The organism is Variovorax sp. H27-G14, assembly GCF_046156345.1.
Lineage (GTDB): Bacteria > Pseudomonadota > Gammaproteobacteria > Burkholderiales > Burkholderiaceae_C > Variovorax.
Genome location: NZ_JAYLVN010000001.1, coordinates 161,070 through 183,882 on the forward strand (window position 1 = coordinate 161,070; position 22,813 = coordinate 183,882).

Here is a 22,813-nt window from a genome sequence, read left to right on the forward strand (position 1 = left end):
CGATTACAGCGAGTAGTACATGTCGAACTCGACCGGGTGCGTCGCCATGCGGAAGCGCGTGACTTCCTGCATCTTCAGCTCGATGTACGCATCGATGTACGAGTCGGTGAACACGCCACCCTTGGTGAGGAACGCACGGTCCTTGTCGAGGTATTCCAGAGCCTGGTCGAGGCTGTGGCACACGGTCGGGATCAGCGCGTCTTCTTCCGGCGGCAGGTGGTACAGGTCCTTGCTGGCGGCTTCGCCCGGATGGATCTTGTTTTCCACGCCGTCCAGGCCGGCCATCAGCAGCGCGGCAAAGCCCAGGTACGGGTTCATCAGCGGATCGGGGAAGCGCGCTTCCACGCGGCGGCCCTTCGGGTTGGCGACGAACGGAATGCGGATCGAGGCCGAACGGTTCTTGGCCGAGTAGGCCAGCTTCACCGGTGCTTCGAAGCCGGGCACCAGGCGCTTGTAGCTGTTGGTGCCGGGGTTCGTGATGGCGTTCAGGGCACGTGCGTGCTTGATGATGCCGCCGATGTAGTGCAGAGCGAAGTCGCTCAGGCCGGCGTAGCCGTCGCCTGCGAACAGGTTCTTGCCGTCCTTCCAGACCGACTGGTGCACGTGCATGCCGGAACCGTTGTCACCAACGATGGGCTTGGGCATGAAGGTGGCGGTCTTGCCGTAGGCGTGGGCCACGTTGTGGATCACGTACTTTTGCAGCTGAACCCAGTCGGCGCGCTGAACCAGCGTGCTGAACTTGGTGCCGAGTTCCATCTGGCCGGCGTTGGCCACTTCATGGTGATGCACTTCGACCGGGATGCCGAGCGATTCGAGCACCAGGCACATTTCCGAGCGCATGTCCTGGAAGCTGTCGACCGGGGGAACCGGAAAGTAGCCGCCCTTGACTGCCGGACGATGGCCGGTGTTGCCGTGTTCGTATTCCTTGTCGGTGTTCCACGAGGCTTCTTCGGAGTCGATCTTCACGAAGCAGCCCGACATGTCGTTCTTCCAGCGAACGCCGTCGAACACGAAGAATTCGGGTTCCGGCCCGAAGAAAGCCGTGTCGCCCAGGCCCGAGGCCTTCATGTAGGCTTCCGCGCGCTTGGCGAGCGAGCGCGGGTCGCGCTCGTAGGCCTTGCCGTCAGCCGGGTCGATCACGTCGCACGTCAGGATCATCGTCGTCTCTTCGAAGAACGGATCGATGTTGGCGGTGTTCGGGTCGGGCATGAGCTGCATGTCCGAAGCTTCGATCCCCTTCCAGCCGGCGATGGACGAGCCGTCGAATGCGTGGCCCGAGGTGAATTTGTCTTCATCGAAATGCGACACCGGTACGGTCACGTGCTGCTCTTTGCCACGGGTGTCGGTGAATCGGAAGTCGACGAACTTGACCTCGTTTTCCTTGACGAGCTTGAGTACATCGGCGACGGTCTTTGCCATCAGTTTCTCCTGAGTTGGATGGTGGTTAGGAATACAGGGACGAGGGATGCAGTTTCTGTGCCATTGTCACCTCAGCCGATACGGCTTTGATGACCGCTGCAAACCCCAAATAAAGGCGGGAATTCACCAATTCGGTGCCGTATACATTAACGCACCAATTCGGGACCAAGCTTGGCATCAAAACCGTGCAGGCCCTCGATCAGTTGCGCATAGGCCGCGCCGAGCAGGCCGGGCTCACCCTTCACGCCCAGCTCTATATGACGCCCGTACTGGGGGTGATCGACGCTCGGCAGGCTGAACACCTTGACGCCGGCGTGCTGGTCCTCGATGGCCTGCATGAGCGGGGTGAGCGTGGCTTCCATGGCACCGAAAACGATCACCGACTTCTCGGCGACCGCGTTCAGCGTGAACAGATCGGCGTAGCGAGCGTCCAGCACCGATTCGACCATCGGCCACGCCATGACCGGGAAACCCGGCACGAAATGAACGTCGGCCACGCTGAAGCCGGGGATCTTGTTGTACGGGTTGTGGATGAGTGTGGCGCCCTGCGGGAACACGCCCATGTTGAGCCGGTGCACGTTGTCGGAGCGGTCGGGCTGGTAGGGCACGCCCTGCTCGCGCGCGGTGTCCTGCATGCGTTCGCGGATCAGCAGCTCGGCTTCGGGGTGCAGCGCAAGCGGCACGCCCAGCGCCTTGGCCGCGCACTGGCGGGTGTGGTCGTCGGGCGTGGCGCCGATGCCGCCGGTCGAGAAGACGATGTCGCCCGACGCAAAGGCGCGCGCAAGCGCGGCGGTGATGCGCGCGGGCTCGTCGCCCACGTACTCGGCCCAGCTGAGCTGCAGGCCGCGCGCGGCGAGCAGTTCGATGACCTTGGCCATGTGCTTGTCGGCGCGTTTGCCGGAAAGAATCTCGTCGCCGACGACGATGAGACCGAATGCGCGTGTCATGGTGAACCCCATTGAGAAAGAGCAGCCTTGTTGGCTTCGGCGACCTGGGCGGCTTCCAGGGCGGGCATGCCGCTGGCGGTTGACGCCGAGCTTGCCGCAGCCACCGCGCGCTGGGCCCGCAACTGCCCGAGCGCGTCAAGGCAATAGTGAGCGAACCAGAGCGCCGAAAAGGCGAAGACCAGTGTGTAGATCCAGATGGCGATCGGCACCAGCACGAAGAAAGCAGCGGCGAACAGCAGGCCCGACGCCCACACGATGCTCGGTGCCGCGCCCAGGTAGCCGCACAGCACGCCGATGCACAGCAGTGGCAGCCGGTGCGCGCGCAGCAGGGCAGCGCGCTCTTCGGGGCTGGCGTGTTCGGCGAGCGCGTCGAAGCTCATCACGCGGTACGTGAGCCAGCCCCAGATGAGCGGCGGAAGAATGAGCACCAGCGGCGGAATGAGCCACAGCGGCATCGACACCACCAGGGCCACCAGCGCAAGCACCGTCACGCCCAGCGAGCGCATCACGCTGCCAAAGAAAGAGGCGCCCTTCTTCTGCTCGAGCGAGGGAAAGCGCCGCTCGGCCACCAGCTTGGTGAGCGCCGGCGCCATGAAGCCGGCCACGATGAGCAGGCACACCACCACGATCAGCGGCGTGGCGGCCAGCACCACGATCAGGGGCGCCAGCATGCCGGTGACATCGCCCGAGAACAGCCGGCCGATCCAGGCCCAGAAGCTCGACAGCAGCGGCCAGGCGTCGAGTGCGCCGTGCGTCCAGGCCACAGCCGCTTCCCAGTAGAAATAGCCGAACACCGCTGCCAGCACCACCATCAAACCCAATGGCAACAACGACAGCACGATCACGCGCGGCAGCATGCAATAGGCGACCGCGCGCCAGAAGGAGTCGAGGAGCAGGCGCATGAGGCAGCGAGGATAACGCCTCGGGCGAGGCTTTCAGGGGCCGGAGCCCCTCAGCCGCGCCCGACCATTCGCTTCAGGCCGAGCCACTGCTGCACCCAGAAGCCGCGCCCGTAGTCGCGCACGTGGCCGTCGGCAGCGGGCTCGACCTGGTCGCGGATGCCCGTGGGGTCGTAGCGGTTCTCGAAGTTGGCGGTGCCGAACATCATGTCCCACCACGGCAGCAGCACGCCGAAGTTGTGGCCGCCCAGCGTGCTCTTGCCGTTCGACTCGTGGCCCAGGCCGATGCTGTGGTGCAGGCGATGAAAGCGCGGGCTGATCCACAGCCGCTCGCCCAGCCTGCCGAAGCTCAGCCGCAGGTTGGCGTGCTGCAGGCTCTCGCTGAGCTGCGTGAACGCCACGAAGGCAATGAACTGCCCCGGCGCCACCCCAATCAGCTGCGCCACGACCACGATGAGCGTGTCGTGCACGATGTCGTCGAGCAGGTGGTTGCGGTCGTCGCTCCACATGGTCATCTGGCGCTGCGAGTGGTGCAGCGAATGCAGCCCCCACCACCAGTTGAACTGGTGCTGGCCGCGGTGGATCCAGTAGCCCACAAAGTCGAGCACCACCAGGTAGATCGCAAACGCGAAGACCGGCACGTCGGTCACGCCCGGCCACACCTCGTCCAGGTGAAAGGTGCCCCACCCCGCCGTGCGCAGGCTGCCCATGGCGTCGTCGAAGAAGGGCTGCAGCGTGAAGAAGATGGCCAGGCGGAACAGGCCCAGCCGGTGGATCAGCGTGTACAGCACGTCGATGCGGATGGCCTGCCGATCGACCACCGGCTCCACCGCGCGCCAGCGCTGCAGCGGCCCGATGATCGCGATCAGCACCACGATCTGAATGGCGCCCACCAGCAGCCAGCCGGTGGCGTCGAAGGCGTCCTCGGTCCAGCCGCCCAGGCCCACGGCGAATACCAGAGGCTGAACCACGGCTTCGAAGAACCAGCCCTGCAGCGTCGAAAAAATGTCCGTCAACCACTCGATCACGACAAGAACCTCAAGGCTGGGATGCGATCCAGGCACGAAAGTCGGGGTGCTGGCGCAGGGTTTCGAAGCAGAAGCCCTTGGCCTTCAGGCCGACGATCAGCGGTTCTAGGTTGGCGGGCGCCCACGGGTCTTTTCGTGACCAGATGCCCAGGTGCGCCAGCAGGATGTCGCCGGGGCGAATGGTGTCCAGCGCCTGCGTCAGCAGCCTGGCGTTGCTGAATTTTTCGCTCGGCAGCTCGTCGCCCAGGAAGCCGGCCGGGGCCCAGGCCACGTACTTGTAGCCGCAACCCTCGGCGGCGGCCAGCAGCGCGGGAGAGGTCTTGCCGCCCGGTGCGCGGTACAGCGGCAGCGGCTTCTTGCCGGTGATGGCGGCCAGCCGGTCGGACGACTTGCGGATGTTGGCGCAGTATTCGGCCGCGCTCCAGGTCGACTCCTTGCCGTCCTGTGGTCCGGCCGAAGGTTTGATGCGAAAGCTGGGCGGCGTGCCCTTGACGTCGGCGCGCCAATAGGCGTGGTCGTAGGTGTGCGAGCCAAACTCGTTGCCCTCGGCCGCCCTGGCCTTCCACCACGGCGCCCACTGGTCGTCCAGGCTGTTGCCGTCGGTCTGGGTGCGCTCGGCAGCGGCAAAGAAGGTGACGCGCACGTTCTGCCGCTTGAGCACGTCGGCCACCAGCGGGGCAATGCCCATGTGGCCGGTGTCGAAGGTCAGGTAGAGCGGTTTTTCGCAGGTGGCCGCGCCTTGCGCCGCCCAGGCGCCGGGCACCGTGCTTGCGGCCAGCAGCAGCGCAAGCGCCCTGCCGGCGTGTTTACGTGCGCTTGCCATGGTCCAGCGTCCACACGCCGTGCGGCGAGCGCCCGACGTTGACCTGGCGCACCACCTTTTGCGTGGTCAGGTCGACCACGCTGAGCTTCTTGGCCCAGCGCGAGGTCACGTACAGCGTCTTGCCATCGGCCGACACGTCCATGCAGTCCGGGCCGCCGGGCACGGCGTAGCTGGCCACCACCTTGAGCGTGGTCAGGTCGATGCGGCTGATGGTGTTGGCCACGCGGTTGCTCACGAACACGGTCTTGCCGTCGCCGGCCGAGCGGAAGGCGTGGGCGCCCTTGCCGGTGGGAATCTTGCCGACCAGCTTGGGCTCTGCGCCGGCCACGTCGTACACCTGCACGCCGTCGCCGCCGGTCAGCCCGACCAGCAGGGTCTTGTCGTTGTGCGTGCCGAAGATGTCGGCCGGCATCGGGCCGGTGGCGGTGCGCCACTTCACGGTTTGCGTGGGCAGGTCGACGGCAATCATCTCGTCGCTGTCCTGCATGGTCACGTAGGCGATGGTGCTGGTGTTGTCGATCCAGATGTGGCTGGGCGTCTTGCCGCTGGCAATGCGCTTGGCCAGCTTCAGCTCCTTGCCGTCCCAGCGGTACACGTCCACGTGGTTCAGGCGGTTGCCAGCGGTGACGAACCACTTCATGTCGCGCGAGAACTGCAGCTGGTACGGATCGATGATGCCGTACACCACCCGCTGCACGGTGGCCGTCTTGGGGTCGAGGAAGGTCAGCGAATCACCGGCCGAATTGGCCACGATGACCGACTTTTCGTCGGGCGTCATGTACAGGTGGTGCGGCTCCTTGCCGGTGGCAATGCGCTGCTTTTCGGTCCAGTCGACCGGGTTGATCACGCTCACGCTGGCGTCCAGCGAGTTGAGCACGAAGATCGGCGGGGGTTCGGCCGGTGCCGCGGCGGCTGGCTGGAAAGCCAGGGCCGCAAGGACCGTCAGGCCGGAAAACAGGAGGGCAGCGGTGCGGCCGGTCGGTCGAGCAGTGAGTCGCAAGGGGAAGTTCCGAGAGAGAGCTGCGAATCTTAACGGTCGAGCATTAAGACTGGCTGACCGGCATGGCGCTCGACCGCTTGGCTTTTTCTGCTAAATCGACGGACTGACTGGGTTGGCCGGCTTGCCGGGCTTGGTCGGCGCACGCAGCGCCGCAACCTCCTCGCCCGTAAGCCAGCGCCATTGCCCCGGCGCCAGGCTCTCGGGCAGTGACAGGTCGCCAATGCGCGAGCGGTGCAACCCCTCGACCCGGTTGCCGACCGCCGCCAGCATGCGCTTGACCTGGTGGTACTTGCCCTCGGTCAGCGTGAGGCGCAGGTGCAGCGGGCTGTCCGACTCGCAAGCGGCGGCGCGCACGGGCTTGGGGTCGTCGTCGAGCACCACGCCGGACAGCAGCTTCGCGATCTGAGCCTCGTCGATCGGATGCTTGGCCGTCACCTCGTACACCTTGGGCACGTGGTGCTTGGGCGAGCCCATCTTGTGGATGAACTGGCCGTCGTCGGTCAGCAGCAGCAAGCCGGTGGTGTCCTGGTCGAGCCGGCCGATGGCCTGCACACCCTGCACCGCGCCCTTGTTGGGGCGCAGGCGCAGCGGCGACGGCAGCAGCGTGTAGATGCTGGGGTAGGTCGACGGCTTTTGCGAGCATTCGGTGCCGGCCGGCTTGTGCAGCATCACGTAGGCCTTCTCGTGGTACGCCCACGGGGTGCCCTGCACGGTGTAGAGCAGGCCTTCGGGGTCGAGGTCGGCGAACGGGTCGGTCACGGCCTGGCCATCGATGGTCACGTGGCCTTGCTGGGCAAGGCCCGCGCACACGCGGCGGGTGCCGAAGCCTTGGGTATAGAGAATGTCTTGCAGATGCATGGGAAATGAAAAAAGGCGGCCGCGCCGCCAAGGGCACGACCGCCTTCTAGTGTGCCGCAGGATCAGTAACCGGCCGCCAGGCCCGTGTTGCGGCGCGGATCGTTGGCGCCGTAGAAGCGGTTGTTGCCCACCGGCTTGCCGCCCAGCGAGGGCGCGCCCACGATGATGGCCGCAAGGTGGTTGGCCGGCTGCGGCACGCCCAGGTTGTGGCCCATGTCGGTCAGGATCTTGCGGGTGTCGGGGCTCAGCGCAAAGATCTCGACGTTGGTGACATCAGGCAGCCATTGCTGGTGGAAGCGCGGCGCATCGACGGCTTCCTGCACGTTCATGCCGTAGTCGACCACGTTCAGAATGGTGTGCAGCACGGCCGTGATGATGCGGCTGCCGCCCGGCGTGCCGACCACGAACACCGGCTTGCCGTCCTTGGAGACGATGGTCGGGCTCATCGAACTCAGCGGGCGCTTGCCCGGGGCAATGGCGTTGGCCTCGCCCTGCACCAGGCCGTACATGTTGGGCACGCCGATCTTCGAGGTGAAGTCGTCCATCTCGTTGTTCAGCAGCACGCCGGTCTTGTCGGCCGTGACCTTGGCGCCGAACCAGTCGTTCAGCGTGTACGTCACGGAAACGGCATTGCCCCACTGGTCGGTGATCGAGTAATGCGTGGTGTTGCTGCCTTCATGCGGCGCCACGCCGGGCTTGATGTCTTTGGACACACCGGCCTTCTGCGGGTCGATGGCCGCGCGGATCTTCTCGGCGTAGCCCTTGTCGAGCAGGCGGTCCAGCGGGTTCTTCACGAAGTCGGGGTCGCCCAGGTAGCTGTTGCGGTCCACGTAGGCATGGCGCATGGCTTCGATCTGGTAGTGCACCGACTGCGCCGATCGAAAGCCCAGGTCCTTGAGCGGATAGCCCTCCAGAATGTTGAGCATCTCGCAGATGATCACGCCGCCCGAGCTTGGCGGCGGTGCCGACACCACGCGGTAGCCGCGGTAGTCGCACTCCACGGGCGCCAGTTCACGCGTCTTGTACTGGTCGAGGTCGGCCTGCGTGATGATGCCCTTGCCGGCCTGGCTCGAGGCCACGATGGCCTGGCCTACCCAGCCCTTGTAGAAGCCGTCGGGGCCGCTCTTGCTGATGGTGCGCAGCGTCTTGCCGAGGTCTTTCTGCACCAGCTTCTGGCCCACCTGAAAGGGCTCGCCCTTGTTCAGGAAGATGGCGCCCGACACCGGGTCTTTCTTGAAATCGGCGGTGGCGGTCCACAGCATGTCGATGTCGCCCTGCTCCAGCGCAAAGCCCTTCTCGGCCAGTTGGATCGACGGGGCGATCAGCTCGGCGCGCTTCATGGTGCCGTACTTCTCGCGTGCGTATTCCATGCCCGACACCGAGCCCGGCACGCCCACGGCCAGGTGGCCGTTGGTGCTCAGGCCCTTGACGACATTGCCGTCCTTGTCGAGGTACATGTTGGCCGTGGCGGCCAGCGGCGCCTTTTCGCGGAAGTCGAGGAAGGTCTTGCGCCCGTCGGCCAGCTGCACGGTCATGAAGCCGCCGCCGCCAAGGTTGCCTGCCGCGGGGTACACCACCGCCAGCGCGTAGCCCACGGCCACGGCCGCATCGACGGCGTTGCCGCCGCGCTTGAGCACGTCGACGCCGACCTTGCTGGCCAGGTGCTGCGCGCTCACGACCATGCCGTGTTCGGCCGCAACGGGCGCCTGCGAGGCCGCGTGGGAGGCGCCGGCCGCGGCCAGCGCAACCACCGCCGCCACAGCGGCGCGCAGCTTGGGGGTCCAGTGAATGGGGTGCATGTTGAAAGTCTCCTCTTTGGGTGCGGATGAAAAGTGGGTGCGGCCGATGCGCTCAGGCCGTGAGCAGCGCCTTGCGCCGCAGGGCCGCCAGCGCCAGCGCGACCTGCTGGCGAGCGAACTCCTTCACCGCCGACGGCTCGGTCAGCGGTTGGTCGTCCTTGACGAAGCGCAGGCGATCGCCGTGCACTTCGGCCTCCAGGTGCGCGGCAAGCGCATCGTGCGAATGGGTGCCGTCCAGCAGCGGCAGCAGACTGCGTTCGAGCAGCGAGAGCTTCACAGGCTCATGCCACTGGTTGCAGGCCGTGACATCGCCCGCTGCGTCCAGGCGCAAGGCGGGCGCGCTTCGCACAGCCGGCAGCGCCACGGGCAGGCCGGACACCGCGGCGCACACAGACACGGTCGAGCGCCTGATGCGCAGCGCGCCGAGGATCAGCAGCTCCTCCAGCATGGCCATCACCACGGGTTCGACGCTGGCCGCTGGCTGGCCCGTGAGCCGCGACGCGGCCTCGACCAGTGCCGACGGCGACATCGACGCGGGGTAGCTGGCGTCCAGCAACTGCGCCACCGCCTTCTGCACGGGCAGCCGCGGCGTGACCTTCAGCCCGCGCATGGCATTGCAGGTCTGCGCGCTCGCATCGAGCGTGAGCGCAGCGCCGTCTTCCGTTGCGAACACGCCGGCAAATTCGAGGGTGCGAATGCGCGCGGGGTCCAGCCGGTAGCGCACGCTGGCGGCGTTGTGCTGCTTCACCAGCAAGGTCTGGCGGAAGGTTCGGTTGACCAGAAAGTCGAGGTACTGCTCCATCAGCACCTGGCTGCCGCCGCATTCGCGCAGCAGCGGGTCGCGCACCTTCTCGCCGTAGTTCTGCACGAACATGGTCGACGGCTCGGCGTCGCACAGGTAGGCCAGGCCCTGAGCCTCCGCGCGCGCCACGAACTCCTTGAAGTAGCAAGGCGCATTGCAGGGCTCCAGAAACTCGTGCAGCAGGTACGAGCTGCTGGCGCTGCGCATGATGGGCATCGCCTCGTCCAGCGTCTGCTTGAGCACACTGTTGTCGGGCGCCGATTGCGCCAGAAACTCCAGCATGCCGCGCGCGTAGGAGAGCTTTTCTTGCGGCGTGTCGCGCGGGCCGCCGCGCAGGATCATGGCGTCGCGCACGATCTCGCGCGCCTTCCAGCCGGGGTACACGTTGTAGCTCACGTAGGCCACGCCGTCGGGCGCGAGGTTGCGCGAGCAGATGCGCAGAATCGCGTCCTGCACCGGGCCCGGCACCCAGCTGTAGACACCGTGGCAGACGATGTAGTCGAACTCACCGAACGAGGCGTCTATGTCCGCAATGTCGAAGGCTTTCAATGTGATGTTCGACAGCCCGGCCTGCGCAATGGCGGCCATGCCCTGGCCGATCTGCACCGGGGACAGGTCGACGCCGACGGCGCTGGCCTCGGGGTGACGCGCTGCAAAGGGAATCAGGTTGCCGCCGGCGGCGCAACCGAGTTCGAGCACGCGCGCGCGGGCGGGGTCGGGCGCCTCCAGGCCGAACAGATGGGCCAGTGCTTCCAGGTGCTCCATCGCCGACTGCGGGAACGGGTGCGAGTCGTACGGCACCTCGTCGTAATAGCGGGTCAGCGTGGAAGTCAACGCGGAGGTGAGGGTGTCCGGCACGGGTGTCCTTTTTCGGGATCTGGGCAGGCGCGTGCGCCTGCTTTGGCATGAGCGGCGAGCCACTCGCGGTGACTGCGATGTGACAGCGCTGGCCGACTATAGCCTTGGGTTCAGGCAAAAAAAGCGAGCCTGCGCGGTGCTTCGCAAGCCGGCGCACAAAAAAAAGCCCAGCCATGTGGCCGGGCTTGAAAGCCTATCTGCTTGGCATGCGTCAAGGCCCCCGCACAGGTTGAGCCGCGGGGGACGGTTTACCCGTCAAGGAGAAATTCGAAGTGCTGAACAGTGCCACCAACGGTTCGATCGACGCGCTGGAACGGCGGCGAGGTGCGTTGGCTGGCGTGTTTTGCATGGTCGCAGTCTACTGTATGTTTGTACAGTTTTTCAACATGAATCGCGCAGCGTGCGTGAGCGACACAACAAGCGCCCTGCTTCATCCAGGGCTCAGGCAGACGCTGTCTGGCTCCCGGAGCTCTCGGCTGTTCTGCTCCGGGCGCGCGTGCGGGGCCGACGATCCCCAGTCTTAGAATGGCCCGATGAATTCGCGCACACTGCTTCCGCTTGCACTCCTGGTCCTTGCTGGCTGCTCGACTCCCCCTAACGAAGTGACGCAAGTGAGAGAAGGCGTGCTGCGGGCCGTCACGTACGTCCAGGCCGCGGACTACTGCGACGCCAGAAGCAAGACGCCGCGCTGGCTCGGCAAGGCACAAGCCGAACAAGGCGTGCTGTTTCAGTGCAACTGAGCTGCTGAACTGCTGGGGGTCTGGCGCCGGGCGCTCAGCGGCGCTCCACCCCCTCATTGGGCTTGCTCCTCCGCGCAGAGGTTCTGCAGGCAAACCATCGCACAAAGAACTGATCCGCGGCATCGAAGGCTCGGCGGCGGTCAGCGCCATGCTTGCCGACGCACGCAGGTGCTTGCCTGATCGCAAGAGCAGCGACAGCAAAGGCTGAGGCAGCGTCGAGAATACTTCCGTATTACGCCAAATAAAATCCAACGCGAATAAGAGTGCTCTCAAAATCCTCAAGCGCGGCGAGGATTTTTAATCCAACTCCTATACTTTGTTTCCTGGCGCGCCTGTAAAGTTTACAGGAATCAAGCCAGGGAGAAAAAATTGATTTCCATCAAAAATACGGCGGCTGCAAAACACGCACTGCCCCGTGTCATTCTTTTCTCCGAAAAAGAAACTGACCTCGAGTTCGCTTTTCAGCCGAACCCATTCGAGAAATCAGAATTGCATGTTCTTCACTCTCTGAAAAATATGCAGGAAATCATTACTCAAAGTAGAACCGATTTTGTGATTGGCTCGGTTTTTTCTACTGATTGCCAAGCGCTTCGCCTGCCCGGCATATTGAAGAACATTCAGGAATCCAATGAATTTACATTTCCTCCACATCTGCTGTGGGTTCATTGCAAATCGTCTGAAAACAATACGAACAACGACATCTCGCTGTCGGCATTGGAATTTCATGCGCAACTGGCTCGCGCTGCGGGTGTTCACACAGCAATTGCGCAAGACAATTCACAAAGCATCTCCAACGCCGTCGCTTCGCTGCTGAGCGAATATCCAATGCGCCACCCCGGCATCATTGCGCCAGCTTTCGACGCATCGGTAGAAGAAGATCTGATCGGAGCGCTCGCATCTGGAGAGGGCCTGAGGGTCGTATTTCAACCCCAATACAACCCGCGCACCCAAGACATTGTGGGTGCGCATGCCACTGTCAGGTGGCGGCACGCGAAGCATGGCGATATTTCACCGCTGGTATTCATGCCCCTGGTCCATCGCCTCGAACTCGACTTGCTTCTTTTCAGTTTCGTCGAGGCGCACGCCATCGCCATGTTGCGCCGTCTGCAGCGTGGCGCAAAGTGGGTTCCCATTTCGCTCAATGCAACGGCAAAAACCTTGTGCACGCCACAACTGGCCGAGCATCTTGCTCAACGAATGCGCCTGAGAGGCTTGCCAACTAACCTGCTGTCGATCGAATTGACGCCAGCCGTCTCGCCTTTGAACTCGACATGCCTCACCGCCGCGCTGCTGAGCCTCCAAGCCAAAGGCTTCAAGGCCTCTCTGCAAAACTCCGAATGCATTACAGAGCAAGAATTGGCGCCACTCCACCCTGTTGAAGACAATGATTTCTTCGAAAAAATGCGTTTCAATCCATTGATTGAGAAATTAAAAGCGCTGCCTGATTCGGAAGCTCAAAAAACATCGGGTGGCCAGAAAAATATCCAGGCATCCGGGGTCGACCGTTCCATTTGAGTTCGAGGCAGATGAAGCCTAAGATCCGCGAATCTGCCTGTCGACGGAATGTCATTCCACGTATGAAAAACCTGCGTATTGCGCTGCTCGATGACCATGCTGTGGTGCGTGCCGGCTTGGTCAACAGGTTGCAGTCCGAACCCGACTTTTTTCTGGTGGGCGTCTATGGCAAGAGCCGCGACGCCATTGCAGGCCTCGCAACCGCTCCCGCAGACCTCCTGCTGCTGGACTTTGCATTGGGCGCGGACGAACTGGACGGCGTTTCGCTCATCCGCTCGCTGCGCGTCAAATTTCCGGATTGCCGCATCCTCGTGCTTTCCGCCCAGCACGATGCCGCAACAGTCGCGTTGGCCTTGCGCGTCGGTGCCAGAGGCTTTGTCGGCAAGGGCGAGGACATGGCCGAACTCATCAAGGCCATCCGCATGGTCGCCGAGGGCAAGGTCTACCTCAGCGCGGACATGGCCTACCGCGTCGGGGAGGCCAAGACCGTGCACGAGGACAGCGAGCACACGCGTCAAGACAACGCAGCGAAAGGCACGGTGCTCTCCGCGCGCGAACAGGAAGTCATTCGCTGCTACCTCGCGGGCATGACGATCACGGAAATCGCGGAAAAATTCAACCGCAGCATCAAGACGATCAGCACGCAAAAGGCCGCTGCTTTTCGCAAGCTCGGCGTGACGTCGAACAACGGCTTGTTCAAGATCAAACACTTGATCGACCTGCCATGACAGCCCGGCGCTGGCTCGTTGCGGCTTTGTGGCTGTGCACCGTTGCCAGCGCGCAGCCGCCGGAGAGTGCGCCGCCGTTGAACGCCGAGGAACGCGCGTGGGTTGCCGGTCACCCGGTCGTGCGAATGGCCGTGCAACTGGACACCGCGCCAATCCAGTTCATGCAGAACGGCAAGCTTCGCGGGCTGACCGCCGAGTTCTTGAAGGTCATGGCGCAAAAAAGCGGTCTGACGTTTCACTACGTGCAGGTCAACAGCGTCCAGGCCGGTGAAGACCTGTTGAGGCAGGGCCAGGTCGATCTGCTGGGCGTGGTGCGGGCGGCCAATGGGCCGCAGGAGGAACAGGGCTTGCACTACGCCAGGCCTCGCAAGATCCACGTGCTGCTGGTGATCGCACGTTCGGGAGCGCGGCTGGTGTCCGACGCCGGAGGGCTGAACGGAAAAACCATAGGAACACCCCTTCACCCGTACTACGAAGCGGACCTGCGTGCCAAGCTCCCCGACTCGAAGGTGCTGCAGTACGCGTCGATGCTGCCCTTGCTGACAGCGCTCACGGACGGCACCGTCGACGCCGTGCTGGCCACCGAGCTGTACCTCACGCCCTACATTCATCGCAGGTTCAAAGGGGTGCTGCAGATATCGGGGGCGCTTTCGGAGTATTCGTCCGTCAACACGCTGGCGGTCAGGGCAGACCAGCCGATCCTGGCGTCGGTGGTGCAGAAGTCGCTGGACGCCATCACCGATCAGGAAGGCGCCGAAATCTATACCCGGTGGCTCGCCACTGACGCGTTCGACGCCCCCTCCCTGTCGGTGCTGACGAAGCACTATCTGGCTGAATTCGCGCTGCTGACGCTGGTCTTGCTGCTGCTGTCGGGGCTGGTCTATCAAATGCACAGGCAGCGCCGCAAATCCGTTCACGGCGAGCGCGAAAAAACCCGCTTCCTGGCGGTCATGAGCCATGAGATACGTTCACCGATGAACGCGATCCTGGCCGCCATCGAGCTCTTGCGTCAGACGCCACTGAACAAGGCGCAGCGCCATCTGGCAGACCTGGCGGACAGCGGCGGCGACGCGCTGCTGGGCCTACTCGACGACGTGCTGGACTTCTCCCGCCTCGAAGCGAACCAGCTGAAACTGGCATGCAAGCCGACGGACGTGGGGGCGCTCGTGCACCGGGTCGCAGAGCAGCATCGCGCCAGCGCCAACGCAAAGAACATCGCGCTGACCGTTGATGCGGTGGCCGGTGCTTGCTGGCTGCAACTGGACGAAGCCCGGGTGGCGCAGGTGCTGCGCAACCTGATTTCCAACGCCATCAAGTTCACCGAAGCAGGCCGCGTGGACGTTCACGTGAGCGCATCGCCGTCGGACGTGCGCGGCCACATGCACCTGTCCATTGCCGTGGTGGACACCGGCATCGGCATTGCGCTGCAAAGCCGCGCGCGGCTTTTTCAGCCCTATGCGCAGGCAGCCAATACCTACAGCCGCTCGGGCGGCACCGGCCTGGGCCTGGCCGTCTGCGGCAAGCTGGCCGCACTGATGCACGGCGCGATTTCGCTGGACAGCGAACCGGGCAAGGGCTCGACGGTCACGCTGTCGCTGCTGGCCGAAACGGCCACCGCCACGCCAGATTCGCAGCTGCTGAGCAATGACGACCACTCCGCGTCTCCCCTTGCACACGTTGAACAGGCCGCGCCCGAGCCGCACCACGAAAAGCCGGGCGCGGGCGTGCGCATCCTGCTCGTGGAGGACACGCCCGCCAACCAGGAGGCGATCGGCGCGCAGTTGCAAGGCCTGGGCTGCCAGCTCGCCGTCGCGGCCGATGGTGCGCAGGCACTGGCGCTGTTCGCCAGCGCGCCGTTCGATCTGGTGCTGATGGACTGCGACCTGCCCGACCAGGACGGATACACGCTCGCCACCGAAATGCGCCGCAGGGAGGCACAGCCCACGCACACGGAGCCGATGCAAATGCGGGTGCCCATTCTGGCGATCTCCGCATCGACCGGCACCGCGCACGCCGAACGTTGCTTCGACGCCGGCATGGACGGCGTCTTGAGCAAGCCCATTCGCCTGGCCAAGCTGCGCAACGCGATCGAACTGTGGTGCGAGGTGGACCTTGAACAGCCCGATGGTGCGGCCGACCCGGCCGCGCCCATCGATGAGCTGCCGCACGTGCGCGAAGCCATCGACAAGGACGTGCGCGATCTGCTGCGCGCGGTGGCGCTGCGCGATGCGGACTCCGCCTTGCGCGCCTCCCACCGGCTGCATGGTGCGGCCCTGACGCTGGGCTGGCCGGAGATTGCGCAGGCCGCCGGCACGGTCGAAGCGCTGCTGCGCGCGCAGGCGCCCTGGCGCAGCGATGACTATGCGGCGCTGCTGGCCCGGCTGGTTCAAGGCGCAACTTCGACGGCCTTGCCCGCACTTTCCCTCCAAGGGCCGCCTTCGTGAAGCTTGGCATTCAGGGCATTCTGCTGGGCTTGCTGCAAGGCCTGTTGCTCGTGGCGTGCACACCGGCCGGCGCGGATTCCGCCAGCGGCCAGCCCGTATTCAACGCGCAGGAAAAGGAATGGATTGCGCGGCATCCCGTGCTGCGCATCGGCATTCTTTCGAGCGTGAAGCCCATCGAGTACATCGAGGCCGGCAAGCCGCGCGGGCTGTCCGTCGAGCACCTGAAGGTCATCGCCGAAAAGACCGGCATCCAGTTCAACTATGTCCCGTACAGCAAGCTGGCCGCCGGTCGGGAGATGCTGGCCAAAGGAGACGTTGATGTGCTCTCCGCCAACAGGTTCGTGGGCGCGCCGCTGCGTGAAGACGGCATCGAGTTCACCTTGCCCTACCACCTCAGCACCGGGCTGATCATCACGGAAACCGGCTCGCGCATCTTGCTCAACCTGGCGCAGCTCGACGGCAAGTCGGTCGCCATCGCGCGCCAGACGCCCTATGAAGCCCGCCTGCGGGCCAGGCTGCCGAATGCCAGGTTCGTGGTGAGCGAGTCGGCGCAGCAGATGCTGAGCTCGGTTCAACAAGGCAGCGCCGATGTCGGCATTGCCACCGAGACCTTCGTGCTGCCGTATCTGGACCGGGAGTTCAAGGCCAGGCTGCAGATCTCGGGCGTCATCCCGGAGATTTCGTCGCAGTTCGACCTTGGCGTGCGCGCGGGGGACTCCGTGGCTCGCTCGGTGCTCGACAAGACACTGGCCTCGCTGACACCCGAGGAGGTCCACGACATCCATGACCGCTGGCTGGGCATGGCCGATTTCGAGATGGCCTTCGCCACCCTCATGTCGCAGCACTACGCGCACGAACTGATGCTGGGCGCCTTGGTGCTGTTGCTGCTGCTCGCGCTGATGTACCAGGCGCATCGGCAAAGGCAGCGGGCCAAGCGCAATGAAAGCGACAAGACGCTGTTTCTGGCCATGACCAACCACGAGATCCGCTCGCCCATGAACGCCATGCTGGCCGCGGTCGAGCTTCTTCGCCTCACGCCGCTGGGCCAGGAGCAGCAACGCTTCGCCGACCTGGCGGACCGCGGCGGCCAGACGCTGCTGCGCTTGCTGGACGAGGTTCTGGTCATTGCCAAGCTCGATGCCGGTCAGCTCAAGCTGGCGCGCGCGCCGGTCGATGTGGAGGCACTCGTCCGAGGCGTGGCCGACCTGCACAGGTTGCGCGCGCAAGAAAAAAACATTGCCTTGACGGTGACCACGCAGGACGCGCCCGCCCGCCTGATGCTGGACGAAGCGCGCATGGCGCAGGTGCTGCACAACCTGATTTCGAACGCCATCAAGTTCACCGAAACCGGCGGAGTCGACGTGGCGGTGCGCGTGGGCGCTTCGGATGCGCCCACGCGCAAGCTGCTGCATGTTGCCGTCTGCGACACGGGCGCCGGGCTTTCCGAAGAAGCCCAGGCGCGGCTTTTTCAGCCATACGCCCAGGCGGCCGGCACTTACAACCGCTCCGGCGGCACGGGCCTGGGGCTGTTCATTTGCCGCGAACTCGCAACGCTGATGGGCGGGACCATCGCGATGGTCAGCGCCCAAGGCCAGGGCACGACGGTCACGCTATCGCTGGCGGCCGAGCTGGCCCAGGCGCTGGCCGTGCACGCGGAAGAGCGGGTGCCGAAGCGGCCCGCTGCCGTCGCGGTGCCGCTGGAAGCGCGCGTTGCTGCCGCCCGGCTGAACCACGGCGCGCCGCGCGTCCTGGTGGTGGAAGACACACCGGCAAACCAGGAAGTGCTCAGCGCACAGCTTCAGAGCCTGGGCTGCGAGCCGGTGATTGCACCGGACGCCGCGCAGGCGTTGTCCCTCTTTGCGCACGACGCCTTCGCGCTCGTCTTGATGGATGTTGACCTGCCAGACAAGGACGGCTACACGCTGACCACCGAACTGCGCGAAGTGGAGACGCGGCAGGCACGCAGCCGCAGCCCGATCGTGGCGATCTCTGCATCGACCGGCGACGCCCACGTCGAGCGCTGTCTCGCGACGGGCATGGACGATGTGCTCAGCAAACCGATTCGGCTCGCCAAGCTGCAGGGGGTGATCGAGCGGTACTGCGGCGTGCTGCCCACCATGCACCAGACGATCGAAGCACCAGACCCACAGCCTGTTCGCGTTGCGGTCGACAAGGACATCGACGAGCTGCTGCAGGCCATCGCACTGCGTGAGACCGCGCCGGCGCTGCGTGCGGCGCTTCGGATTCACGGCGCTGCGGCAACGCTGGGGCGGGATGGCATCGTCGATGCGACGGCGCGGTTGGAAGCGCTGCTGCGCACGGCGGATTGGTGGCAGACGGACGAGCACGCGGAACTGCTTGCGCAGGTCATGCGAGGCTGGTTGGCAAGCACCGCGAATGACACGGGCGATCTTCCGACGCGGACACCGATGATCCGGTGACTGTGAACGAAAAAAGCGTGGGAGTTGACGAAACGATGCGCCGTTTCAGTCCGGCAGCCGCCTGAGGGTCGGCTTGAACCGGCCGGCGGCCGACGTGGCGAGCAACGCCGGGTCGAGCCCAAGTCCTTGATTCAGCAGGACTTGGCCAAGGCCAAGGCCTTGGAAAATATGGTGGTGGAAATCGGGGTAGAGACTAAACCAACTCTTCCAACGACTGCGGAGCAATGCGGATACCATCACCCGAATTAATGAAACTAGAAATCGCATCAAAAATTCGTGCAGTTTTGACAGCCATCATACTAAAAGATTGCCCATTTGAAACTCCATGTGAGTGCTCGCTATGACCACACATATAAATAGGTGCTTGAATATTTTTGGACGTCTTTACACGATACTCTCGATCAATGGAAAATAATCCATCAAACTCCTTCTCGACAACGACATCATTAATCAAAGGGTTTAACAAGCGACGTGGAATAGATTCTTGATATCCGGTACAGAGCAATACAAAATCAGCCTCAATTTCGGGTCCGCATGTTTCGGCATTCACGTCATTCAACAGCAAACGAACCGCGTCTTTCTCAATAGCAGAGTTGGAAATGGAATAACGATCCAACAGTGTGAAATTATTAATACCTTGAACACGGCGTTCATACAAAAATCGCCAAAAAGCAGCAGCGCATTCAACATCTACGCCAGAGAAATTAGTGGCCCAAGTCTTATCCATCATTGTCCGGCGCGCTTTAGCGGAAAGCCCGTGAAATCTATCAATTTCAGGGGGAGTGTAAATTATGTTTGAAAATTGGGACATGTCATACTGTCTGAATGCAAGACCTCGATGAATGGAAAAAACATGCACCTTATCATGTGAATAACGAGATAGCATATCAAGCGCTGTTTCGGCAGCGGTAAGGCCAGATCCAATAATCGCGATTTTTAATTGCCTACCACTTTTTCCAACCAACTCATCTATATATTTTCTGAAATAAAGATAGGAATGAGCATGTCTAACTTTCTCTTGCGGCATGTTGACAAAAACTTCTGGTACAAAGGGCTCTGCACCACAAGCAACAACTACTTGTCGCGTTGTGTAGATTCCAGTACTCGTGTGTACATCAAGTAACTTGCCTTCGCTATTGGGATTGGCAGATATGTGATCTACTGGTTCAGAGTAGTGTACATAAGTCTTCAATTTTTCAGCCGCCCAGGAAATATAGTCTGACCATTCAATTCGGCTTGCAGCACCGGACCAGAGTCCGAAATCATGGAGGCGGCCTTTTTCCACAAGGTAATTCGTGAACGTAAATTGACTGCTTGGATCTCTCCACGTTGCAAGATCAGAAAGCGTGCTGTTGTTAATATTTGTACCTGACAACAAAAGCCCCCCCTGCCATACGGTGTTTTCTGCTGCCTCTAGGAACAATATTCGCTTTCGAGTAGTCTTCGGCAAATGGTTGTTCTCAATTGCATCGTCAATTGCACCGGCAAGAGCAATGGCAGCGGGGCCAAAGCCAGCGCAAACAATGTCATAAATCTTATTCATGTTATATTCTCGTCTCAGAAAATTAGCGGAACAATATCCATGCAGCAACACCAAACATGCAAGCAGAGGAAACCAGGTAAAACCACTTTCTTGAATTCTTATCTAAAAATATTTTTGTGAGTTGGCTACCAAGAAAACTCCACACTCCGAATGCCACAAAATTGTAAAGAGTAAATATCGATGTTAAAACTAGTACATTACTATTTTTTTCTGCGCCAGGTACTATAAATTGTGTGCACATTGCAGCAATTACATAGTAAGCTTTTGGATTTGTGAGCAGCAAGAATGCGCCACCAAAGAAACCTGCAGACCTGGATTCTGACTCTTCTACTCCAGAGCTATCATTACTTAGGGCTTCACGCAAAAACAATACTCCAATCCAAGCTACGTAAACACTGCCAAAAATTTGCAGCGCTTTAGAAATAATCGGATTACTCAAAAAAGCCATGCCCACCCCAAAACCAATTATCAAAGTCACGATGAATGTTGCTACGTGATAACCTATCAATGAAGGCAGAGTTCCGGCAAATCCCTTAGATGCACCGAGCGCCATGTAAAAACTATTTCCAGGGCCGGGGCTATTTACCAATGGAGTCAAAAATATAAACAAAGCGATTATTAATTCAAGTGTCATATGAAATCTCCTTATCTGTAATGTTGTGGTGCGGCGGTAAAATTATTGGGAGAGAATAAAAATCTTATTTTTTAACTTTAAATGCAATGCAATCCATCTCGACCTTGCAGCCAATTACCATCGATGCGACGATGCTGGTACGGGCAGGAAGGTGCTCACCGAAGACTTCTGAGAACACGCGGTTGAAGGGAAAGAAGTCTCGGGCGTCTTCAAGCCAGACACCGCAGCGCACGATGTCGCCTAGCTCGTAGCCGGCATGCTTCAAGATGCCCAGCAAGTTGGTAATCGTCTGTCGGGTCTGCTCTTCGATGGTCCCGCCGATGATCATCCCGTCTACCATCGGAACTTGGCTGGACACGTGCAGCCAGCCATCGGCCTCCACGGCGTGCGAAAACGGCACGCGCCTTCCGGCAATGCCAATACTTCCGTCCGGCCCGTGGCGCTTGATGTGGGGTTGGGTGTCCGGCATCGTTCAAGCTTTCTTGTCTGCAAGGGACAGTTCGTAGGTGTGAAACTCGTCATTGCGCTGCCAGCCGGCGCGCTCGTAGACGCGCTGGGCTCGTTGGTTCGTCACCGCAGTCGACAATCGAAGTTTGGCCGCGCCGCAGCACTGGGCATGCGCACGAATCGATTCCAGCAACTGCGTGACAGTACCTGTACTGCGGTGTGATTCCGCGACGAAAAGGTCATTGAGCACAAGAACTTGTGCGAGACCGACCGACGTAAAGAACGGGTACAACTGTGCGACCCCGACGGCGTTGTGCAGAGAGTCCTCTGCCAGGAAGACGGTGGACTGGTTGAACCTCAATCGCTCGAGCAGGAACTGCCGCGCACCGGCCTCGTTTGCAAGCGCGCCGTAAAATGCCCGGTACCCTTCAAACAGCGGCACCAAAGCGTCAAGGTCGGCCACCAGTGCCAGGCGGACCGTGCCGGACCACATAGGACTGATCGAATTGCTCCTTGCTTGCTTCATCACGCCCCCTGGGACATCAATTGCTCGGCGCAGCTTTCCATCGCAGCGAGACCCTGCAGAAGCAATTTCTCAGGAATGTTGAGGGCTGGCATGAACTTGACCACCTCATCGTTCGGCCCACACGTCTCCGTCAGAACGTATTTGGAAAGCATCATGCTTCGCAGGCGCTCGGCCGTTTGCGGCTCTGCGAACCGCAATCCGACGAAAAGGCTGCGACCGACAGCCTTAGCGCGGCCCTGCAAGCATCCTTCAGTCACGCGTCTCAAACTGGCTTCAAGCACTGTCGCGCGGTGTGCCACGTCTTTTTGAAATGAGGCATCGCGCCAGTAGTCGAGCGCAGCGGCCGCGCCGACGAACGCGAGGTTATTGCCCCGAAACGTTCCGTTGTGCTCACCCGGCTCCCATACATCCAGCTCGGGGCGAATCAGAGTGAGTGCCATCGGCAAACCTGAGCCACCTATTGACTTGGACAGGCACACGATGTCGGGGCGAATGTCCATCGACTCGAAGCTGAAGAACGTACCGCATCGCCCACACCCGGCTTGGATGTCGTCGACGATGAGCAGTGCGCCGAGCTCCTTGGCTAGGGTTGCAAGCGCGCGCATCCAGCGACCGCCCGCGCAGTTCAGGCCACCTTCGCCCTGCACCGTCTCTACGATGAACGCCGCCGGCGCGTCGTAGCCGCTACTGGCATCGAAAAAAAGCTTTCTGGCCTGATCGAGGGTGTCAATTTCCGAGCCGAAGTAGTTGTCGTATGGCAGGCGCAGGGTGTCGTCCAGCGAGACACCAGCGGCCTGGCGCTTGGAGCGATTTCCCGTGAGGGCGAGCGCCCCGAGTGAGACACCGTGGTAGCCATTGGTGAACGCAGCCACCGTGCGGCGGCCAGTGACCTTGCGCGCGAGCTTCAAGGCCGCTTCTACACAGTTAGCGCCGGTGGGGCCGGTGAACTGAACTCGGTAGTTGAGCCCGCGCGGTATGAGAATAGTGTCGCGGAACTTCTGCAAAAATACTGCCTTGGCCTCGGTCGCGAAGTCCAAGCTTTGCAGGATGCCATCGCCTTGCAGGTACTGTAGAAGCGATTGCTTAATGTGGCGGTCGTTGTGCCCGTAGTTGAGCGAGCCTGCGGCGCTCAAGAAGTCAATGTATTGCCGATCATCTTCGTCGTAAATGTAGCTACCCTGTGCCCGGGTGAATACCACCGGCGTGCTGCGGCAGTAGGTACGGACAGCTGACTCCATATCCCCAATCAGTGTGAGACGAGTACTGAAGGACAGGGGTGGCGAATTCTGCAAAGTCTGAGCCGCCAGCGCCAGTGTCGAGGACTTCAATAAGGATGGTTTGGGGTCTGCGATGGTCATCAGA

Annotated in this window: 19 protein-coding genes; 5 read left to right on the top strand and 14 right to left on the bottom strand. The window is 62.0% G+C overall.

All coding sequences use genetic code 11. The features are described 5' to 3' along the window. Positions 1 to 3 precede the first annotated feature (3 nt). The 9 genes from glnA to VLK31_RS00850 form a co-directional block, all read right to left on the bottom strand. Positions 4 to 1,419 carry a type I glutamate--ammonia ligase gene (gene glnA, locus VLK31_RS00810; protein ID WP_409166474.1) on the bottom strand — a complete coding sequence of 472 codons (1,416 nt, stop codon included), beginning with the start codon at positions 1,417 to 1,419 and terminating at the stop codon, positions 4 to 6. Between the two features lie 146 nt (positions 1,420 to 1,565). Next, positions 1,566 to 2,366 carry a competence/damage-inducible protein A gene (locus VLK31_RS00815; RefSeq protein WP_409166475.1) on the bottom strand — a complete coding sequence of 267 codons (801 nt, stop codon included), beginning with the start codon at positions 2,364 to 2,366 and terminating at the stop codon, positions 1,566 to 1,568. Beyond that, positions 2,363 to 3,268, bottom strand: a complete 906-nt coding sequence (locus VLK31_RS00820; RefSeq protein WP_409166476.1) for an EI24 domain-containing protein — start codon at positions 3,266 to 3,268, stop codon at positions 2,363 to 2,365. Before VLK31_RS00820 ends, VLK31_RS00815 begins: the two co-directional genes overlap by 4 nt. Before the next feature lie 50 nt (positions 3,269 to 3,318). Further along, the gene (locus VLK31_RS00825) at positions 3,319 to 4,293 is read right to left on the bottom strand and encodes a sterol desaturase family protein (protein ID WP_409166477.1); all 975 of its coding nucleotides are present in this window, start codon (positions 4,291 to 4,293) and stop codon (positions 3,319 to 3,321) included. 10 nt (positions 4,294 to 4,303) lie between these two features. Further along, positions 4,304 to 5,116, bottom strand: a complete 813-nt coding sequence (locus VLK31_RS00830; RefSeq protein ID WP_409166478.1) for a polysaccharide deacetylase family protein — start codon at positions 5,114 to 5,116, stop codon at positions 4,304 to 4,306. Then, positions 5,100 to 6,116 (bottom strand): YncE family protein, encoded by a 1,017-nt coding sequence (locus VLK31_RS00835; RefSeq protein WP_409166479.1) that lies wholly within the window; start codon positions 6,114 to 6,116, stop codon positions 5,100 to 5,102. Before VLK31_RS00835 ends, VLK31_RS00830 begins: the two co-directional genes overlap by 17 nt. A gap of 90 nt (positions 6,117 to 6,206) precedes the next feature. Further along, the gene (locus VLK31_RS00840) at positions 6,207 to 6,974 is read right to left on the bottom strand and encodes a pseudouridine synthase (RefSeq protein ID WP_409166480.1); all 768 of its coding nucleotides are present in this window, start codon (positions 6,972 to 6,974) and stop codon (positions 6,207 to 6,209) included. 62 nt (positions 6,975 to 7,036) lie between these two features. After that, positions 7,037 to 8,773 (bottom strand): gamma-glutamyltransferase, encoded by a 1,737-nt coding sequence (gene ggt, locus VLK31_RS00845; protein WP_409166481.1) that lies wholly within the window; start codon positions 8,771 to 8,773, stop codon positions 7,037 to 7,039. A gap of 52 nt (positions 8,774 to 8,825) precedes the next feature. Beyond that, positions 8,826 to 10,433, bottom strand: a complete 1,608-nt coding sequence (locus tag VLK31_RS00850; protein ID WP_409166482.1) for a methyltransferase regulatory domain-containing protein — start codon at positions 10,431 to 10,433, stop codon at positions 8,826 to 8,828. Between the two features lie 602 nt (positions 10,434 to 11,035). On the opposite strand from VLK31_RS00850, the gene VLK31_RS00855 reads away from it, so the two are divergent. The 5 genes from VLK31_RS00855 (at position 11,036) to VLK31_RS00875 (ending at position 18,301) form a co-directional block, all read left to right on the top strand. Beyond that, positions 11,036 to 11,173: a hypothetical protein gene (locus VLK31_RS00855; protein WP_409166483.1), complete on the top strand. Its 138-nt coding sequence runs from the start codon at positions 11,036 to 11,038 to the stop codon at positions 11,171 to 11,173. 369 nt (positions 11,174 to 11,542) lie between these two features. After that, the gene (locus tag VLK31_RS00860; RefSeq protein ID WP_409166484.1) at positions 11,543 to 12,688 is read left to right on the top strand and encodes an EAL domain-containing protein; all 1,146 of its coding nucleotides are present in this window, start codon (positions 11,543 to 11,545) and stop codon (positions 12,686 to 12,688) included. Positions 12,689 to 12,699: 11 nt separating this feature from the next. Continuing rightward, positions 12,700 to 13,416, top strand: coding sequence for a response regulator (locus VLK31_RS00865; RefSeq protein WP_409166485.1), 717 nt, complete (start codon positions 12,700 to 12,702; stop codon positions 13,414 to 13,416). Then, positions 13,413 to 15,860, top strand: coding sequence for an ATP-binding protein (locus VLK31_RS00870; protein ID WP_409166486.1), 2,448 nt, complete (start codon positions 13,413 to 13,415; stop codon positions 15,858 to 15,860). Before VLK31_RS00865 ends, VLK31_RS00870 begins: the two co-directional genes overlap by 4 nt. Further along, positions 15,857 to 18,301, top strand: coding sequence for an ATP-binding protein (locus tag VLK31_RS00875; protein WP_409166487.1), 2,445 nt, complete (start codon positions 15,857 to 15,859; stop codon positions 18,299 to 18,301). Before VLK31_RS00870 ends, VLK31_RS00875 begins: the two co-directional genes overlap by 4 nt. Positions 18,302 to 18,494: 193 nt before the next feature. Here the strand turns inward: VLK31_RS00875 and VLK31_RS00880 are convergent, their stop codons facing one another. The 5 genes from VLK31_RS00880 to ectB all read right to left on the bottom strand — a co-directional run bounded on the left by VLK31_RS00880 (position 18,495) and on the right by ectB (position 22,809). After that, complete coding sequence (locus VLK31_RS00880; protein WP_409166488.1) at positions 18,495 to 19,844, bottom strand: SidA/IucD/PvdA family monooxygenase; 1,350 nt, start codon at positions 19,842 to 19,844, stop codon at positions 18,495 to 18,497. 22 nt (positions 19,845 to 19,866) lie between these two features. Next, a complete protein-coding gene (locus tag VLK31_RS00885; protein ID WP_409166489.1) occupies positions 19,867 to 20,478 on the bottom strand; it encodes a LysE family translocator in 612 nt (203 codons plus the stop codon). A 64-nt stretch (positions 20,479 to 20,542) separates the two neighbouring features. Beyond that, positions 20,543 to 20,926: a RidA family protein gene (locus tag VLK31_RS00890; RefSeq protein ID WP_409167340.1), complete on the bottom strand. Its 384-nt coding sequence runs from the start codon at positions 20,924 to 20,926 to the stop codon at positions 20,543 to 20,545. Positions 20,927 to 20,950: 24 nt separating this feature from the next. Further along, a complete protein-coding gene (locus VLK31_RS00895) occupies positions 20,951 to 21,451 on the bottom strand; it encodes a GNAT family N-acetyltransferase (RefSeq protein WP_409167341.1) in 501 nt (166 codons plus the stop codon). After that, a complete protein-coding gene (ectB, locus tag VLK31_RS00900; protein WP_409166490.1) occupies positions 21,451 to 22,809 on the bottom strand; it encodes a diaminobutyrate--2-oxoglutarate transaminase in 1,359 nt (452 codons plus the stop codon). Before ectB ends, VLK31_RS00895 begins: the two co-directional genes overlap by 1 nt. Between the last annotated feature and the right edge of the window lie 4 nt (positions 22,810 to 22,813).